The 16,031-nt window shown below is 73.2% G+C and carries 15 protein-coding genes and 1 pseudogene; 11 read left to right on the top strand and 5 right to left on the bottom strand.

All coding sequences use genetic code 11. The features are described from left to right. Position 1 precedes the first annotated feature (1 nt). The gene (locus tag AB5J73_RS40360) at positions 2–1,489 is read right to left on the bottom strand and encodes a flavin-containing monooxygenase (RefSeq protein WP_370964267.1); all 1,488 of its coding nucleotides are present in this window, start codon (positions 1,487–1,489) and stop codon (positions 2–4) included. A gap of 98 nt (positions 1,490–1,587) precedes the next feature. Beyond that, positions 1,588–2,373 (bottom strand): IclR family transcriptional regulator, encoded by a 786-nt coding sequence (locus AB5J73_RS40365; RefSeq protein ID WP_370964268.1) that lies wholly within the window; start codon positions 2,371–2,373, stop codon positions 1,588–1,590. Positions 2,374–2,414: 41 nt separating this feature from the next. Here AB5J73_RS40365 and AB5J73_RS40370 point away from each other — a divergent pair, with 41 nt between their 5' ends. From AB5J73_RS40370 to AB5J73_RS40385, 4 genes are read left to right on the top strand one after another with little or no spacing between them, the layout of a single operon-like run. Next, positions 2,415–3,206 carry an SDR family oxidoreductase gene (locus tag AB5J73_RS40370; RefSeq protein ID WP_370964269.1) on the top strand — a complete coding sequence of 264 codons (792 nt, stop codon included), beginning with the start codon at positions 2,415–2,417 and terminating at the stop codon, positions 3,204–3,206. Between the two features lie 15 nt (positions 3,207–3,221). Further along, positions 3,222–3,722, top strand: a complete 501-nt coding sequence (locus tag AB5J73_RS40375) for a cupin domain-containing protein (protein WP_370964270.1) — start codon at positions 3,222–3,224, stop codon at positions 3,720–3,722. Beyond that, entirely contained in the window at positions 3,719–4,630 is a 912-nt protein-coding gene (locus tag AB5J73_RS40380) for an alpha/beta fold hydrolase (protein WP_370964271.1), read from the top strand. Before AB5J73_RS40375 ends, AB5J73_RS40380 begins: the two co-directional genes overlap by 4 nt. Then, positions 4,630–5,559, top strand: coding sequence for a 2,3-dihydroxyphenylpropionate 1,2-dioxygenase (locus tag AB5J73_RS40385; RefSeq protein ID WP_370964272.1), 930 nt, complete (start codon positions 4,630–4,632; stop codon positions 5,557–5,559). Before AB5J73_RS40380 ends, AB5J73_RS40385 begins: the two co-directional genes overlap by 1 nt. A gap of 12 nt (positions 5,560–5,571) precedes the next feature. Here the strand turns inward: AB5J73_RS40385 and AB5J73_RS40390 are convergent, their stop codons facing one another. Continuing rightward, the gene (locus AB5J73_RS40390; protein ID WP_370964273.1) at positions 5,572–7,728 is read right to left on the bottom strand and encodes a DUF6351 family protein; all 2,157 of its coding nucleotides are present in this window, start codon (positions 7,726–7,728) and stop codon (positions 5,572–5,574) included. 450 nt (positions 7,729–8,178) lie between these two features. Here AB5J73_RS40390 and AB5J73_RS40395 point away from each other — a divergent pair, with 450 nt between their 5' ends. The 6 genes from AB5J73_RS40395 to AB5J73_RS40420 all read left to right on the top strand — a co-directional run bounded on the left by AB5J73_RS40395 (position 8,179) and on the right by AB5J73_RS40420 (position 14,673). Then, positions 8,179–8,430, top strand: coding sequence for a DUF3040 domain-containing protein (locus AB5J73_RS40395; RefSeq protein WP_370964274.1), 252 nt, complete (start codon positions 8,179–8,181; stop codon positions 8,428–8,430). A 49-nt stretch (positions 8,431–8,479) separates the two neighbouring features. Beyond that, on the top strand, positions 8,480–8,848 hold the full coding sequence (locus AB5J73_RS40400; RefSeq protein ID WP_370964275.1) for a DUF5313 family protein: 369 nt from the start codon (positions 8,480–8,482) through the stop codon (positions 8,846–8,848). 231 nt (positions 8,849–9,079) lie between these two features. Further along, positions 9,080–10,903, top strand: a complete 1,824-nt coding sequence (locus AB5J73_RS40405) for a flavin-containing monooxygenase (RefSeq protein WP_370964276.1) — start codon at positions 9,080–9,082, stop codon at positions 10,901–10,903. Continuing rightward, a complete protein-coding gene (locus AB5J73_RS40410) occupies positions 10,900–12,435 on the top strand; it encodes a PQQ-binding-like beta-propeller repeat protein (protein WP_370964277.1) in 1,536 nt (511 codons plus the stop codon). The genes AB5J73_RS40405 and AB5J73_RS40410 overlap by 4 nt, the downstream gene beginning before the upstream one ends. Beyond that, the gene (locus AB5J73_RS40415; protein ID WP_370964278.1) at positions 12,432–13,931 is read left to right on the top strand and encodes an MDR family MFS transporter; all 1,500 of its coding nucleotides are present in this window, start codon (positions 12,432–12,434) and stop codon (positions 13,929–13,931) included. Before AB5J73_RS40410 ends, AB5J73_RS40415 begins: the two co-directional genes overlap by 4 nt. Next, positions 13,912–14,673: an SDR family NAD(P)-dependent oxidoreductase gene (locus tag AB5J73_RS40420; protein WP_370964279.1), complete on the top strand. Its 762-nt coding sequence runs from the start codon at positions 13,912–13,914 to the stop codon at positions 14,671–14,673. The genes AB5J73_RS40415 and AB5J73_RS40420 overlap by 20 nt, the downstream gene beginning before the upstream one ends. A 12-nt stretch (positions 14,674–14,685) precedes the next feature. Here AB5J73_RS40420 and AB5J73_RS40425 read toward each other — a convergent pair. Then, positions 14,686–14,868: pseudogene (locus tag AB5J73_RS40425) on the bottom strand (DUF2255 family protein); the annotation flags it as partial. Between the two features lie 34 nt (positions 14,869–14,902). After that, positions 14,903–15,499 (bottom strand): TetR/AcrR family transcriptional regulator, encoded by a 597-nt coding sequence (locus AB5J73_RS40430; protein WP_370964280.1) that lies wholly within the window; start codon positions 15,497–15,499, stop codon positions 14,903–14,905. 95 nt (positions 15,500–15,594) lie between these two features. Here AB5J73_RS40430 and AB5J73_RS40435 point away from each other — a divergent pair, with 95 nt between their 5' ends. Further along, positions 15,595–16,002 carry a VOC family protein gene (locus AB5J73_RS40435; protein ID WP_370964281.1) on the top strand — a complete coding sequence of 136 codons (408 nt, stop codon included), beginning with the start codon at positions 15,595–15,597 and terminating at the stop codon, positions 16,000–16,002. Positions 16,003–16,031 lie beyond the last annotated feature (29 nt).

The raw sequence follows: 16,031 nt of genomic DNA on the forward strand, positions 1-16,031 counted from the left end.
TCTACAGCGGGGCGTTGGCGGGTTCGGGGGTGCTTCCCAGGCGGGCCAGCACCTTCGGCGGCAACGAGCGGTACGCCGCGGGCGCGACCGGGTTCAGCCAGTGCGTGAACCGGGTGAACCGGCCCAGCTGGACACCGAGGTCGCCGAGCACCTCGTCGGCGTTGTGGATGGAGAACGGGATGATCTTCGTGCCGCGGCAGTGGTGCGCCCCGGTCGCGACGTCCAGGAAGGCGACCTGGGCGACGGCGTCTTCACGGCGCGCAGCCTCGGGCGGCAGGGTGAGCGCGCCGGCCAGGTCGGCCGCGATCCACAGGGCCGCCAGCTCGGCGTTGAGCGGGCTGAAGAACGACGAGTTGTAGCCGTTGAAGTACAGCCCCGGCACGCCGATCGGCTGGATCTGCCGGTACAGCAGGAAGTTCCGGCGCTCGTCGAACAGCCGCTCCTGGACGGGCGCGGGCAGGAACGGCACGCCCTGGGTGAAGCCGGTGGCGCAGACGACGAGACCGGCGGGCAGCACCGTGCCGTCGGCCAACTCGGCTTTCGGCCCGTTGTCGGCGAACAGCCGCTTGATCACCTGGTCGCGGCGGACGCGGATCGAGCCGTCGGCGACCCCTTCGAAGAAGCCCTCGGTGGCCAGGCCGATCGCGTTCTTGACGATGTCCTCCATCCGCCCGCGCGGCACCAGGTCGTGCCGGGCGAGGCCGAACTGGCGCACCGACACCGTCCCGATCGAGTTCAGCATCGCCCGCCGCAGCCGGTTTCCCGGTCCGTGCAGGAACTTCTCGAAGCCCCGCAGCCACCGGTAGCGGAACAGCGCCTCGCCCAGCCGGGTCAGCAGCAGCATCTTGAAGTTGAGCACGCCGGCGATCCTGCGCGGCACCTTCCACAGCAGCTGCCGCGCGATGACGTCGGTGCTCGCGGCGACGCCGCTGATCGCGACCGTCACGTCGCAGGCGGACTTGCCGTAGCCGACCACGAGCACGTGCTCGCCGCGCGCGTCCTCGACGTCGTGGAAGTCCGAGCCGGCCAGCAGCCGCCCGCCGGCCGCCTCGAACTCCGCCCGGCCCGGGTAGTCCGGGAGCGCGGGCTCGCAGAACACGCCGTTCGCGACCACCACCCGGTCGAACCCCGCGGCCCCCTGCGCCGCGGTGGTCACCACCCACCGGCCGCCGTCGGGCACCACCGACGTCACCTCGGTGCCGAGGCGCACGTGCGGCGTGACGCCGAACTCGTCGGCGTAGGCGGCCAGGTACTCCTGGACCTGGGCACCGGTCGGCCATTCCGGGAACTCGCGCGGCATCGGGAAGTCCGAAAAGGAGTACTGCGCCTTCGGGCTCTGCGTCGTCAGCCCGGGGTAGCGCCGGGTCCGGCTCCACACCCCGCCGACGTCCGGCGCCTTGTCGAAGACCTCGACGTCGTGCCCGGCCCGCAGCAGCGCCTTGGCCGTGGTCAGCCCGGCGAGCCCGGCTCCGATGATCGCGACGCGCATGCCCTGCTCCTCCTCGTCGAGGCCGCCGGGGCGGTGCCCGGTCCGGCGTCCGCACAGCGTTCATCAGCGGGACGCCGCGGGCCAACCGGGAGTCCTGCTCACTGGGACGGCAGCTCCGGCCGGGCCACCGCCCACCGCCGGGCGGAGTAGGCGCGGCTCGCCGCCGCGGCCGCCATCCGCACCGCCGGCCCGATCCGGTCCGGCTGCACCGCGGCGCTCGGCCCGGTGACCGACAGCGCGGCCGTGACGCCGCCGGTGAAGTCGAAGATCGGCGCCGCGACGCAGCTGATGCCGGGGTTGCCCTCTTCGCGGTCGTAGGCCCAGCCCTGCTCGTGGACGACGGCGAGCTCGCGCTCCAGCGCGTCGGCGGTGGTGATCGTGCGCGGGGTGCGCCGGGCGAGCCCGGCCGCCACCACCGCCCCGACCGTTTCCGCGTCCGCCCAGGCGAGGATCGCCCGGCCGAGGCCGGAGCAGTGTGCCGGGATGAAGCCGCCGACCTGGTCGAGCATCGGCAGCGGGCGGTGCCCGCTGATCTTCTCGACGACCAGGATCCGGGTGCCCTCGAGCACGCCGAGCTGAACGGTGGTCTTCGCGGCGGCGTAGAGGTCCTGCAGGTAGGGCAGCACCGCTTCGCGCAGCTCGTGGCGCACCGGTACCAGGCCGGACAGCTCGAACAGGCGGTTGCCGATCCGGTACTTCTCCCCCGGCTTGTCCAGCCAGCCGAGCTCGATCATCCGGGCCGCGGTGCGGTGCACGGTCGAGCGCGGCAGGCCCGAGCGTTCGACGAGCCGGGCGAGGGTGAGCTCGCGGTGGGTCACGTCGAACGCGTCCAGCAGCGCGGCGGCCCGTTCGAGCGCGCCGGAGTCCCGGGCAGTGGGACTCATCCTTGGCCGCCGGGGGTCATGGGCCGAATGTAGGGCACATCATGGAGACCAACCAGTCCTTCGCGAACCGGCGCCGCGTCGCCCTCGTCGGCGGCGGCGCCGGTGGCATCGGCTCGGCTTGCGCGGCCGCGCTGCACGCGCGCGGCCACCGCGTGGTCCTCGCCGGGCGCACGGAGACCACCCTGGCCGAGACCGCGCTCGAGCTCGGCCCCGGCGCCGACTACGTCGTCTGCGACCTGGCGGACCCGGCCGCGGCGGCCGGCGCCGTGGACCGCGTGCGCGAGCGGCACGGCTCGCTCGACGTCCTGGTCGCCAACGCGGGCGGTCCCGCGCCGGGCCCGGTGTTCGACGTCCCCGCCGAGCAGTGGCACCACGACCTCGACCTGCTGGTCGTCGGCCCCCTGGCCCTGCTGCGCGCCGCGCTGCCCGCGATGGCCGAGCGCGGGTTCGGCCGCGTCGTCGTGCTGACCTCGACCGCGGTGCGCCAGCCGCAGCCGGGCCTCGCCGCGTCGACCGTGCTGCGCTCGGCGACGACGTCGGCGGCGAAGCTGGCCGCGCTCGAGTACGCCGACCGGGGTGTCACCGTCAACTGCGTCGCCGTCGGTGCGACGCTCACCGCGCGGCGCCTCGAGGTGGTGCGCGGCCGGGCCGGGGTGGCCGGCGTCGACGTCGCGACGGCGCTGGCCGAGGACCTCGCCGCCATCCCCGCCGGGCGGGCCGCGGCACCCCGCGAGGTCGCGGCCGCGGTGGCGTTCCTCGCGTCCCCCGAAGCGGGGTACGTCAACGGGACGGTGCTGGCGGTCGACGGCGGCCGCACGGAATGCCCGGCCTGATGCGAAAGGTGCGCCATGACCACGTCCGGACCCGGCTTCGCGATGCCCGACTTCCTCGCGAGCATCGGCCACGCCGTCCGCCCCGGCGAACAACGCCCGCTCGTCGTGCACGACAGCGAGCTCGAGGAGATCCCGCCGGGCGCCGTCCCGAACCCGACGTCGCTGCGGATCGCCGGGAAGCTGCCGACCACGACGTTCGAGCTCTTCCGGCAGGTCATCCCGGCCGGTGAGAGCTCGGACGTGCAGCGCCACCACCACGAAACCGTCCACTTCGTCCTGACCGGCGACGGGCACAGCGAGATCGAGGACGAGACCGTCACGTGGACGGCGGGGTCGTTCGTCTACACCCCGCCGTGGACCTGGCACCGCCACTACAACGACTCGGCCGAGCACCCGGCCGAGTTCCTGACCATCGAAAACTCGCGGCTGCTCGGCCTGTTCGGGCTCGGCCGCCGGCAGAGCGCGGGCCTGGCGACCATCGCCGAAGCCCGCGCCGACCACCGGGAGGACCAGTGACGACCACCGGACGCAGCGCCCCGCCGATCCCCGACCACGTCGGGATCTGGGGCGAGCTGGGCGAACTCGAGCACACCCTGCGCTACGTCGACGTGCCGCTGGACGGGCAGCCGGTGCGCACCCGTGTCCTGCGGGCGGGCGCCGGACCGGACCTGGTGCTGCTGCACGGCACCGGCGGGCACCTCGAGGCGTACGCCCGCGACCTGGCCGGCCTGGCGCGCGACTTCCGCGTCACGGTCTACGACATGGTCGGCCACGGCTGGTCGGACCTGCCGGACCGGCCGTACACGATCGACGTCCTCTCGGCGCACCTGGTGTCCCTTTTGGACACCCTCGGCATCGGGCGCGCGCACCTGTCCGGCGAGTCGCTCGGGGGCTGGGTGGTCGCGTGGACCGCCGCCCACCACCCGGACCGCGTCGACCGGCTGGTGCTCAACACGCCCGGCAACATCGCCAACAAGCCCGAGGTGATGACCAAGATGCGGGACAGCACGATGGCCGCGGTGCTCGACCCGAGCGACGAGACCGTCCGCCGCCGCGTCGAGTTCCTGTTCCACCACAAGGAGATGGTCACCGACGAGCTGGTGCACCTGCGCCGCCGGGTGTACTCCCGGCCGGGGTTCGTCCAGGCCATCGGCAACACGCTCGTGCTGCAGGACCCCGAGGTGCGCAAGGACTTCGCGTGGGATCCGTCGTGGGTGTCGCGCGTGACCGCGCCGACGTTGCTGCTGTGGACCGGCCACGACCCCACCGGCGGCCTCGACGAGGCCGAGCTGCTGCTGGGCTGGCTGCCGGACGCCCTGCTGCACGTCATCGACGACGCCGGCCACTGGCCGCAGTGGGAGCAGGTCGGCGAGTTCCTCGACGTCCACCGCAGGTGGCTGCTGACCGGCGGGGACCCGTCCTGATGGCCGAGATCGCCGGGTTCGCCGGCATGTCCCACAGCCCGTTCGCGACCCTGCTGCCACCCCCGCCGGCCGGTGGCCCGGGCGCGAAGTTCCTCGCCGACGCGGCTTCGGCGCGCCGCGCGGTGGAAGCACTGGCACCGGACGCGATCGTCGTCATCGGCCCCGACCACTTCCACGGCAACTTCTACGACGTGATGCCCCCGTTCGTCCTCGGCGTCGAGCACGCGACCGGCTTCGGGGACTTCGGCAGCACCGAAGGCCCGCTCCCGGTGGCGGGCGAGCTCGCCTGGTCCGTCCACAACGGACTGACCGACGCCGGCTTCGACGTGTCGCTGTCGTACTCGCTCACCGTCGACCACGGCATCGTGCAGACGTACGAGATGCTCACCGGCGGCACCGCGCTGCCGATGGTCCCGCTGGTGGTCAACACCGCGGCACCCCCGCTGCCCTCGCTGCGGCGGTGCGTCGCGCTGGGCCGGGCGCTGGGCGAGGCGCTGCGCGCGCCGGGCTCCCCCGGCCGCGTGCTGGTGGCGGCGAGCGGCGGCCTGTCGCACTGGCTCCCGTCCAACGACCCGCGCGAGGTGGCGGGCGAGCGCCGCGAGTCCCTGATCCACGGCCGCGCGAACATCCACGCCTTCGCGGCAGCCCGCGAACCCCGCGTCCGCGCCATGGCGGGCGACCCCACCGCCCGGGTCAACCCGGAGTGGGACACCTGGTTCCTCGGCCGCCTGACCGCGGACGACCCCGACTCGGTGGCCGCACTCGGCCACGAGAAGCTGGAAGCACTGGCCGGCAGCGGCGGCCACGAGGTCCGCTGCTGGCTGATCGGCCAGGCGGCGACCGCCGCACCCCTGAAGTGGACCAGCTACGAACCGGTCCCCGAGTGGATCACCGGCATGGGCATCGGCACCACGTTCCCGATCGGCTGACCACGGCGGGACTCACCGCGGCTTCGTCGGCGGGGTGGTCCCCGTCCGTTCGTCGCCGTAGCTCAGCCAGGTCCCGATCGGCGGGTGCTGGCCGACGCCCGGGCGGCGGTGGTCGCACACCCCGCCGGGGAAGGCCGCGCGCAGCCGCTCCTGGTCCGCGGCCGTGAAGGTGACCGGGTAGTCGCGGAAGTCCAGCGGCTTCAGCCGGCACTTCAGCACGTCCAGCGAGAGGCTCTCGCCCGCCACCATCCGGGTGTTGGCCGCCACCGGGTACTGCGCGCCGCACCGGCCGCTCGCCGGGTACGTCAGCTTCTCGGTGATCCGGGACGCGGCGGAGAGGTAGCACCCGTCGCCGAGATCGGCCGGGCGGTTCGCCAGCACCTTCTGCTGGGGAGTCCGGTGCGAAGCGTCGGCGTCGATCGCGGTGAGCCAGCGGTCCATCGCGTCGAGCTCGTAGGCGCCGGCGGCCGCCGCTTCGGGTGCGGTGGGGTGGTTTTCGATGATGACCTGGTTGCCCGCGGTGCCGTTGGCCCGCAGAAGCCGTTGCCGCATCACGTAAGACCACTCGGTGGTGTGGATGTCGTTGCCGAACCCGGCGAGGTCCAGGTCGGTCCGCTGGTCGATGATCGGCGTCTCCCGCAAGCCCTGCGAAGCCGAGTTCACGATGTCTTCGGCGTACACCGTCTCGAGCGCCTTCGGATCGGCGGCGATCCGCTGCGCCACGGGCTTTCCGGTGTGGTCGAGCCCGCCGATGGCGGCGTTGAGGTCGGCGAACTGCGCCGCGGTGATCGTCCCGGACTTCAGCGCGGCCAACCCGTACTGCACGCCGGTGGTGTCCAGCGGGCTGCGCACGAACCCGGTCTTCGGGTCGCGCCCGAGCTGGTTGGCCAGCTGCTCGTTGGAGTTGCACTTCACCCCGCGCGGGTTGGTGACCGGATCCCAGCGGGCCGCGACCGGGATGGCCGCGTTGCAGCTGCCGGTCGCGGTGGCGCGGTTGGCGAAGGTCTGCTCCCAGGAAACGCAGGTGTCGTAGCTGGCGAAGCCCGCGACGGCCTGCTTCTGCGCCGCGGTGAACGACGCGCCGGGCCCGGCGAAGTACTGGTTCAGCAGGCGGCAGTCCGACACCGGGCCGCCCACGCTCAGCGGGTCCGGGAACGACACGCCGGGGATGATGCCGTCGACGATGCCGGGGTAGTTCTCGGCGATGTCGTACTGCTGGATCGCCCCGCCCGAGCCACCCCAGCCGATCGTGTGGGCGACCGGGCCGTAGGTCTCGATGAAGTGCTCCTTGACCATCATCGCCGCTTCGGCCGAGATGATCGGGCTGCAGTTGTTGTCGAGCACGTTCAGGCTCGACGACGCGACCGCGTACCCCTGGGCCAGGAACAGGTCGTTGACGACCCCGCCGGTCGAGGTGCCTTGGTGGTAGCCCGCGTTGCACCCGCCGCCGAAGGTGTAGACCAGCTTCCCGTTCCAGCCGCGGTCCGGCGCCACGGGCGACGGCTCGCCGTCGTAGAGCGCCGCCAGCTCGTAGACGGCGCGGTCGATCGTGCCGCGCTCGACGCGGACCACGTACGGCACCGCGTGGCCGCCGACCGTGGCCGTCGCGAGGTCCGCCGGCCGGGCCGCCGGGTCCGCCAGCGGCGCGAACACCCCGGCGGTGGTCTTGTACCGGTAGCTCACCTGGGTCGGGGCGCTGCAGAACGGCTGCACCGCCGGCGGCAGGCCGAACGCCTGGGTCTCGCAGTAGAACGGGAGCTGCTGCGAGCCGGAGAAGACCGGCCCGGTGCCCGGGTGGTTGGTGACGCGCAGGTTCGCCCGCTGCTCCGGGCCGCGTCCGCTCGTCCGGGCGCTCAGCTCGTTGGCGCCGTCGCGCAGGCCGGTCACCAGGCCGAGCAGGCTGCCGTCGGGCTGGGCCCGGAACCCCGCTGTGACGTCGTGGCCGTTGGCGCTGACGTCGACCCGCACGGGTCGCGCCGGCGGGACGACCTTGACCAGGACCTGGCCGCCGCTGACGAGCGCCGGCCGCGGGTTCGACACGCTCTCGATCGTCAGCTGCCGCCCGGGCGGGGTACCGGGAGCGGCCACCGCGGCCGCCGGCCCCAGCAGGAGGACCGGCGCGGTCAGGGCCGCCACCACGGTGGATGAGCGCAAAGCACGGTTCGCCACCAGACACTCCGCTCGCTCGTGGCATCGCGTCGACGCGACACCGGGCAGCTGCCGGTATAGCACCTGCGGCGGCACCGCGACAGCGCCGTTCGCCGGCCGGGCGGGCTCCCCGCACGACGTACCGCCGGCACTGCCGACGGCCCTCCCCGGGGCGGCGGAGGCACCGACGTGGACCACACCCGGCCTGCTGACCGCGGCGGCGACGGTGGCCACCGCGCGGGTGGTGGCGCCGGCGGGTGCCCAAGCCCGTGCACGAGGCATTGGCCGTGCTGCCCCGCGCGCACTGCCGGTCAGGTGGGGACCACGTGGCGTGGCTGCTCGCCGGGGGCGCGGTGCCGGCCTGACTCTGGGCCGCCACACTTTCGGGTGACGTCCGGCCCGGTCCGGTGCGAAAGCCGCGCGGGCGGGCACCCCACTTCCTCGCGAGTCCGCACGGCGAGAGAGGTGCCCATGCTGCCCGAGGACGAACGCCGCGCGCTCGAGCGGATCGAAGCCGAGATCTCCGCCACGGACCCCACCCTCGCCCAGCGGTTCCGCCGGCCGCCCCAGGGCTGGCGCCTGTTCTTCGTACTGCTCGCGGTCACGGGCGCGTGCGCGCTCGTCGTCGGCGTCCTCGCCGGCAGCGCGACCCTGACGGTCGTGGGCCTCGCGACGGTCGGCGTGCTGGTCGTGGACCACCTCTCCCGGCGGAGTCGCGCCTGAGGAGCGGGGGCCGGTGTTTCGCGGTGGCGGTGCGGGTACCCGGGCCACCATGGGCAGGCAGAGGCCAGGGCCGCTGCGGTGGATCCGGTACGTCTACGGCGCGCGGCTGCCCGACCGCTATCGCGAGTGGGTCCTGCACGACGCCACCGCGAAAACGTGGCTGATCCGGTTCGCGATCCGGATCTGCTTCGAAGCGCTGCCCTGGCTCGCGGCGGCCTTCGTCCTGGTGGTCACCCTCACCCCGATCCCGGTTCCGCTGCTGCTCACCGGGCTCGCGCTGAGCTTGTTCCTCGGCCTGTTCTTCACCTTGACCAGCGCCGACGAGCTCGCCGAAGTCCGGCTCGGCAAGCACGGCTTCCCCCGCGGAACCGGCAAGAAGGTCCGCGCCGAGCACGGGCGTCCCGCGACGTGGCCGTGAGGCCGGCGAACCCTTCGACGACCTGCCGCGCCCCGGGCTGATCCACGTCGACGGTCCGGTCGCAGCGGGGCTGATCCGGCTTCACCAGCTCGCCCGGCTTCCCGTGCTGGATAAACCAACGAAGTTCCCGGCATTCCGGGCGACAATATTAAGTCAAGCGCTTGATTTACCATCCTTTCACTGCTTGACTGACGATGTCGATCTTCTTGCGTGCGCAGCGAAAGGAACCGCATGTCCCCCCTTCCGGCAGACCCGGCCGGCACCCGGTTCGATCCCGAGGAGCTCGGCTTCGATCCCGCGGCCCTGCGCAGCAAGTACCGCCGGGAACGGGACCGCCGGATCCGCCCCGACGGCGCCGCCCAGTACCGGCGGGCGGCGGGCGAGTTCGGTTACTACGCCGTCGATCCCTACACCGAACGGGCCGAACGGCCGCCGGTCGGGGACCGGGTCGAGGCGGTCGTCGTCGGCGGGGGCTTCGGTGGCCTGCTGACCGGTGCCCGGCTGCGGGAGGCCGGGGTGACCGACATCCGCGTGCTCGACGAGGCCGGGGACTTCGGCGGCACCTGGTACTGGAACCGCTACCCGGGCATCCACTGCGACATCGAGTCCTACGAATACCTGCCCTTGCTGGAAGAGGTCGGCTACCTGCCGAAGTGGCGCTACGCGCCGGGCGAGGAGATCCGGCAGCACGCGATCGCCATCGCGAAGCACTACGACCTCTACCGGGACACCCTGTTCCACACCCGCGTCACCGAGCTGCGCTGGGACGACGCCGCCGGCGAATGGCAGGTGCGCACGGACCGCGGCGACGACTTCCGCGCCCGCTACGTCGTCGTGTCCTCCGGCACGCTCACGCAGCCGAAGCTGCCCGGCATCCCCGGGATCGAGACCTTCCGCGGGCACACCTTCCACACCAGCCGCTGGGACTACGGCTACACCGGCGGCACCGCCGACGGTGGCCTTCACCGGCTCGCCGACAAGAAGGTCGGGGTCGTCGGCACCGGCGCCACCGGGATCCAGGTCATCCCCCACCTCGGCCGCGACGCCCGGCAGCTCTACGTCTTCCAGCGCACGCCCTCGTCGGTGGACGTGCGCGGCAACCGCCCCACCGACCCCACCTGGGCGGCGTCGCTGAAGCCGGGCTGGCAGCGGGAGCGGATGGACAACTTCCTCGCCCTCGTCACCGGCGGCCACGTCGACACCGACCTGATCGGCGACGGCTGGACCGGCACCGGCCGGCTGCAGCGCCAGATGCTCAGCGGAACCGTCGACACCGCCCTGCCGGTCGAGGACCGCGAGTACCTCGACGAAATCGCGGACTTCCGGAAGATGAACGAGATCCGCGCCCGCGTCGACGAGGTCGTGACCGACCCGGCCACGGCGGAACTGCTCAAGCCCTGGTACCGCTACATGTGCAAGCGGCCAACGTTCAGCGACTCCTACCTGCAGACGTTCAACCGCCCCAACGTCACGCTGGTCGACACCGCCGACTCGGGCGGCATCACCCGGATGACCGAGAACGCCGTCGTCGTCGGCGATCGCGAGGTCGAGCTGGACTGCGTCATCTTCGCCACCGGCTTCGAAGTCGGCGTTTCCGGCATCCTCTCCGGCGCGCTGCCGGTGTACGGCCGCGGCGGCACGCCCTTGCTGCAGGCGTGGCGGCAGGGACCGAAGACACTGCACGGCTTCTACAGCCACGGCTTCCCGAACCTGTTCCACCTCGGGCCGCTGCAGAACGCCTCCGCCGTGAACTTCGTGCACATCCTCCAGGAGCAGGCCGCGCACATCGGCGCGGTCGTCGCCGAGGCCCGCAAGCGCGACGCCCGGTGTGTCGAGCCGACCGCCGAAGCCCAGGAGGCGTGGGTCGCCACCCTTCGCGCCCACGCCCGCGACAACTCCGTGTTCCTGGCGGCGTGCACCCCCGGTTACTACAACAACGAAGGCAAACCCCGGCCGGCGGGCAACTCCTTCGCCCCGGGGCCGATCGTCTTCCACGATCTGCTCCGCCGCTGGCGCGAAGAAGGCGGGATGGACGACGTCCTGGTCGGCGCATGAGCGGCTTCCGCACCTGCCGGCTGACCCGGGAAACGCCGCTGCGGGGGTCGAACGGAGTCGCCTTCGGCCCGGACGGGCGGCTGTACGCGGCGCAGTTCCTGGCCGGCGAAATCAGCGCCGTCGACGTGGCCACCGGCGAGGTCGAGGTGATCGTGCCGGCCGGTGGGCCGGTGCAGGCACCGGACGACCTCGCGTTCGGTGCCGACGGGTCGATGTACATCACCGACCTCGTGCCCGGCCGGGTGTGGCGCCGGCGTCCCGACGCGACGTTCACCCTGGTCACCGACCAGGTCCGCCTGCCCAACGGGATCGCCTGCGTCGGCGACCGCCTGTTCGTCAACGAGATGGTCCCGGACGGCCGGCTGCTGGAGCTGGGCGCGGCCGGGCCCGTCGTGCTCACCGGCGGGCTGGCCATGGGCAACGCCATGCAACTCGGCCCGGACGGTGCCCTCTACTACCCGCACATGCTCACCGGCGAGGTCTTCCGGATCCCGCCCGACGGGGGTACCCCGGAGCTCGTCGCCGCGGCCGTGCACGAGCCGGTCGCCGTCCGGTTCGACCGGGGCGGCGTGCTGCAGGTGCTTTCCCGCGGCGCGGCCGGCATCGTCACCCGCATCGACCTGTTCGGCACCGGTGACCGGACGCTGCTCACCAGCGGGCTGCCGGCCCTGGACAACGCCGCTTTCGACGCGGAGAACCGCATGTTCGTCTCCAGCTACGCCGGCGGCGGCATCACCGAACTGCACCCCGACGGCCGGACCCGGGAGATCGCACCGCGCGGCTTCGCCGGCCCCTACGGCGTGACGGTCGACCTCGGCGGCACCGTGCTCACCGCCGACCACTACCGCGTCGCCGAACCGCGGCAACCGGCGGGCGAGGTCACCACGACCGAACTGCTCACGTTCGCGCACGGCATCACCGCCGACGGCGACCTACTGCACCTGACCTCCCAGTTCGGGCAGGTCCGGACGTACGACCGGACGACGCGGGCCGTCCGCGTGCGAGCGGACGGCCTGGCCGAGCCGGTGGGCATCGCCGTCCGCGCGGACGGCGTGCTCGTGGTCGCCGAGGCGGGCGCGGGCCGCGTCCTCACCATCGCCACCGATGACACGGTCAGCGTGCTCGCCGGCGGCTTCGGCCACCCCGTCGACGTGGCCGCCGACAGCGCGGGGCAGTGGTATGTCAGCGACGAGGAACGCGGCGCGGTGTACCGCCTCGACGGTGCGACCCCGGTCCTCGTGGCGGACGGACTCGATGCCCCGCAGGGGATCGCGGCCGGCGACGGCTGCCTGTACGTCGCCGAAACCGCGGCGGGCCGGCTCGTCGCGGTGGACCTCGGCAGCGGTGCGGTCCGGAAGGCCGCCGACCTCCCGGCGAATCCCGGCCGGCCCGGCGACCTGCCCGCATTGCGCGCCCACGGCCTGCCCGGTGTCCCCCGGCCCTTCGCCGGCCTCGCCGTGGCCGCCGACAAGTCCCTCTACGCCGCCGCCGGCGGCACCGTCCTGCACCTGACTCCCGCGGAGGAATCGTGACCGCCCCCGCCCGCGGGCAGGTCCTCCAGGCACTCAGCGGCCTGCTGCTCGCCTTGTTCGTCTCCACGCTGAGCAGCACCGTGGTGTCCACCGCGCTGCCGCGCATGCTGCACGACCTGCACGGCTCCCCCGTCCAGTACGCCTGGGTCGTCACCGCCACGCTGCTCGCGGCCACCGCGGCCACCCCGATCTGGGGCAAGCTCGCCGACCTCTACCCCAAGAAGTCGCTCATCCAGATCACCACCGTCGTCTTCATCGCCGGCTCGGTCGCCGCGGGCCTGGCGCAGAACACCGGCCAGCTCATCGGGGCCCGCGCACTGCAGGGCATCGGCGTCGGCGGCCTGCAGTCCCTGGTCCAGATCGCCATCGCCGCGATGATCCCGCCGCGCGAACGCGGCCGCTACGCCGGTTACCAGAGCAGCGTCACGGCGCTGTCCACCATCGGCGGGCCGCTGCTGGGCGGCTTCATCGTCGACACTTCGTGGCTGGGCTGGCGGTGGTGCTTCTTCATCGGCGTGCCCGTGGCGCTGGCCGCTCTGGTCCTGCTCCAGCTGACCCTGCGGCTGCCCGTGGTGCGGCGGGAGAACGTGCGGATCGACTACTGGGGCGCCACCCTCATCACCGGCGGGGTCAGCCTGCTGCTGATCTGGGTGTCCTTCGCCGGCGACTCGTTCCCGTGGGCGTCCTGGCAGACAACCGTGCTCGTCGGCGGTACCGGCGTCCTGCTCGGGCTCGCCGCCTGGGTCGAAACCCGCGCCGCCGAGCCCGTCGTCCCCCCGCGCATCATCCGGCAGCGCACCACCGCGCTCGCCATCCTCGGCAGCCTGGCCGCCGGCACCGCGATGTACGGCGCCGCGGTCTTCCTCAGCCAGTACTTCCAGGTCAGCCGGGCCCACACGCCGACCGAGGCCGGGCTGCTGACCATCCCGATGATGGCCGGCATCCTCGTCTCCTCCATCGTCGCCGGCCGCCGGATCAGCCGCAGCGGCCACGTCAAGCCGTTCCTCGTCGCCGGCGCCCTCAGCCTCACCGCGGGCTTCGCGGGCCTCGGCTTCATCGACGAGCGCACTCCCCTGCCCTTCATCGCCGTCGCGATGCTGCTGATCGGCACCGGGGTCGGCATGACCCTCCAGAACTTCGTGCTGGTCGTGCAGAACGCCGTCCCCCTGCGCGACATCGGCGCGGCCAGCGCCACCGTCTCCTTCTTCCGCTCCCTCGGCGGCACCATCGGCGTCGCCGTCCTCGGCGCGGTCCTCGCCCGCCAGGTCGCCGGCCGGACCGCGGCCGGCGACCTGCCACCGGCGGCCTACGGTGCCGCCACCGGCCACATCTTCGCCGTCTCGGCCGGGATCGCACTGCTCGGCGTCCTCGCCGCGGTCCTGCTGAAACCCGTACCGCTCCGGGACAGCCTGGAGCTGCCCGGCGCCGCGGAAGAACCGGCGGACGTCCGCAGATCCACCCGAGGGAAGGAATCCCATGCCGCAGAACGGCGATGACGGCCGCTTCACCGACCGCACCATCATCGTGACCGGCGCCGGATCCGGCATCGGCCGCGCCGCCGCGGTCCGCGTCGCCGCCGAAGGCGGGCACGTGGTGGCCGCCGATCTCGACCCGGCCCGGCTGGCCGACCTCGTCGCGCAGTGCGGCGAGGAATCCGTCACCGCCGTCGCGGGGGACATCACCGAGCCGGCGGTGCTGGCGCGGGTCGTCGCGGCGGGCGGCAGCCGGATCGACGGGCTGGCCAACGTGGCCGGGATCATGGACGGTTTCCTGCCACCGTCCGAAGTGGACGACGCGGTGTGGGACCGCGTGCTGGGCATCAACCTGACCGCGACCATGCGGCTGACCCGGGCGGTCCTGCCGGGGATGATCGAGGCGGGCCGCGGGTCGATCGTGAACGTCGCTTCGGAGGCGGCGTTGCGCGGGTCGGCGGCGGGCGCGGCCTACACCGCGTCGAAGCACGCGGTGGTCGGCTACACCGCCAGCGTCGCGTTCTTCCACGGCGCGCAAGGGGTCCGGGCGAACGCGGTCGCCCCGGGACCGACGATCACCGGCATCGACGGCGGGATGCGCTCGTCGTACGCGGCCGGACGCAGCGGTCCGGTCCTGCGGGCGACCATGCCGGCCCCGGCGGCACCCGAGCACGTGGCGGCCTCGATCGTGTGGCTGCTCAGCGACGACGCCACCAACGTCAACGGCGTGGTGCTGCCCAGCGACGGCGGCTGGTCGGTCGCCTGAGCGCGGCGCCGGTCACCGCCCGCGTGGCACCAGCTCGAGCGTCGCGGCCCTGGCCTCCTGGCTCGTGATCGACCGCACCGGGCTCGAGTAGCGGCGGTACTTCTCGCGGTACGCCGCGTCGATGCGGTCGTTCAGCTCCTCGTCCTCGATGTCCGCAAAGGACACGTCGTACTCGGTGCCACCGACGCGGACACGTCCTTCGGGGCTGCAGGCGACCGTGGCCGGCCGCTCACCGCGGTAGCAGGCCCCGCACGAGGGTGTGGACCGTTCCGGTGACCACGGCGTCGGGTGGCCGGTCGCCGATCATGCCGCCGGTGATGACCGATGCCAGTCCCCGCAGGACCGTGAGCACGGCCATCGCGACGCGGTCCGGCTCGTCGCCGACGATCTCGCCGCGTTCCATCGCGTCGCCGATGAGCGCCACCGGGGCGGCGAACGCCCGCTCGTTCGCCTCGCGCAGCTCCGGGCGGGCCGGGTTGTCCTTGTGCGCGAACACCAGCGCCAGCAGGGCCGGGAACCGGGTGGCGAACCCGACGTAGACCTGCGCGAACGCGGTCAGCCGCGCCTCGAAGTCGCCCTTCGCCCGGCCGAGGCCCTCGTCGAGCTCGTCACCGAGGCGCCGCAGGCCGCGCAGGGCGAGGGCGTCGAGCAGTGCCTGCTTGTCGGCGAAGTGCTGGCGCGGCGCGCTGTGGCTCACGCCCAGCTCGCGGGCGAGACCCCGCAGCGAAAGCGCGGCCGGGCCGCCTTCCGCGAGGGCGCGCTCGGCCTGGTCGAGCAGCGCGGACCGCAGGTTGCCGTGGTGGTAGGGCGCCGCCGTGTCGTCCATGGCCGCAGTGTAGCCACCGCCCACAATGTAGTCATTGACAATATTGTAGTCGCTGCCTACATTCGGACGGAGAACACGAAGCCAGGGAGGCCGTCATGGTCCGGTTCCACCACGTCAGCGTTTCCGTCGCCGACCTCGACGCGCAGCGGCGCTGGTACGCCGACGCCCTCGGCTTCACCGAGGTGGTCGAGCAGTTCGAGGTGCCGGAGGCAGGTGTCCGCACCGCCGTGGTGCAGACCGGCGGCGGCACCCGGATCGAGCTGATCGAACGGGCCGGTTCCACCCGCCCGGAGACGTTCGCCGACCCGGTGGACGTCCTCCGCGTCCAGGGCTACGGCCACTGGGCCCTCGAGGTCGACGACCTCGACGCGACGTACGCCCGGCTGACCGGCGCGGGCGCGCGGGCGGTGTGGCCCCCGGCCGACGCCGTCCGGCCCGGCGCCCGGTTCGGCTACGTCAAGGACCTCGAAGGCAACCTGATCGAGCTCATCCAGCCCGCCTGAGCGGCGGGGCCGAGCCGGCACGTCCGCCT

Origin of the sequence: Amycolatopsis sp. cg9 (assembly GCF_041346945.1) — a bacterium.
Lineage (GTDB): Bacteria > Actinomycetota > Actinomycetes > Mycobacteriales > Pseudonocardiaceae > Amycolatopsis.

Coding starts and splice junctions, on each gene's coding strand:
- AB5J73_RS40360 (WP_370964267.1), bottom strand. CDS start 1,489: ATGCGCGTCGCGATCATCGGAGCCGGGCTCGCCGGGCTGACCACGGCC.
- AB5J73_RS40365 (WP_370964268.1), bottom strand. CDS start 2,373: ATGAGTCCCACTGCCCGGGACTCCGGCGCGCTCGAACGGGCCGCCGCG.
- AB5J73_RS40370 (WP_370964269.1), top strand. CDS start 2,415: ATGGAGACCAACCAGTCCTTCGCGAACCGGCGCCGCGTCGCCCTCGTC.
- AB5J73_RS40375 (WP_370964270.1), top strand. CDS start 3,222: ATGACCACGTCCGGACCCGGCTTCGCGATGCCCGACTTCCTCGCGAGC.
- AB5J73_RS40385 (WP_370964272.1), top strand. CDS start 4,630: ATGGCCGAGATCGCCGGGTTCGCCGGCATGTCCCACAGCCCGTTCGCG.
- AB5J73_RS40395 (WP_370964274.1), top strand. CDS start 8,179: ATGCTGCCCGAGGACGAACGCCGCGCGCTCGAGCGGATCGAAGCCGAG.
- AB5J73_RS40400 (WP_370964275.1), top strand. CDS start 8,480: ATGGGCAGGCAGAGGCCAGGGCCGCTGCGGTGGATCCGGTACGTCTAC.
- AB5J73_RS40405 (WP_370964276.1), top strand. CDS start 9,080: ATGTCCCCCCTTCCGGCAGACCCGGCCGGCACCCGGTTCGATCCCGAG.
- AB5J73_RS40410 (WP_370964277.1), top strand. CDS start 10,900: ATGAGCGGCTTCCGCACCTGCCGGCTGACCCGGGAAACGCCGCTGCGG.
- AB5J73_RS40420 (WP_370964279.1), top strand. CDS start 13,912: ATGCCGCAGAACGGCGATGACGGCCGCTTCACCGACCGCACCATCATC.
- AB5J73_RS40430 (WP_370964280.1), bottom strand. CDS start 15,499: ATGGACGACACGGCGGCGCCCTACCACCACGGCAACCTGCGGTCCGCG.
- AB5J73_RS40435 (WP_370964281.1), top strand. CDS start 15,595: ATGGTCCGGTTCCACCACGTCAGCGTTTCCGTCGCCGACCTCGACGCG.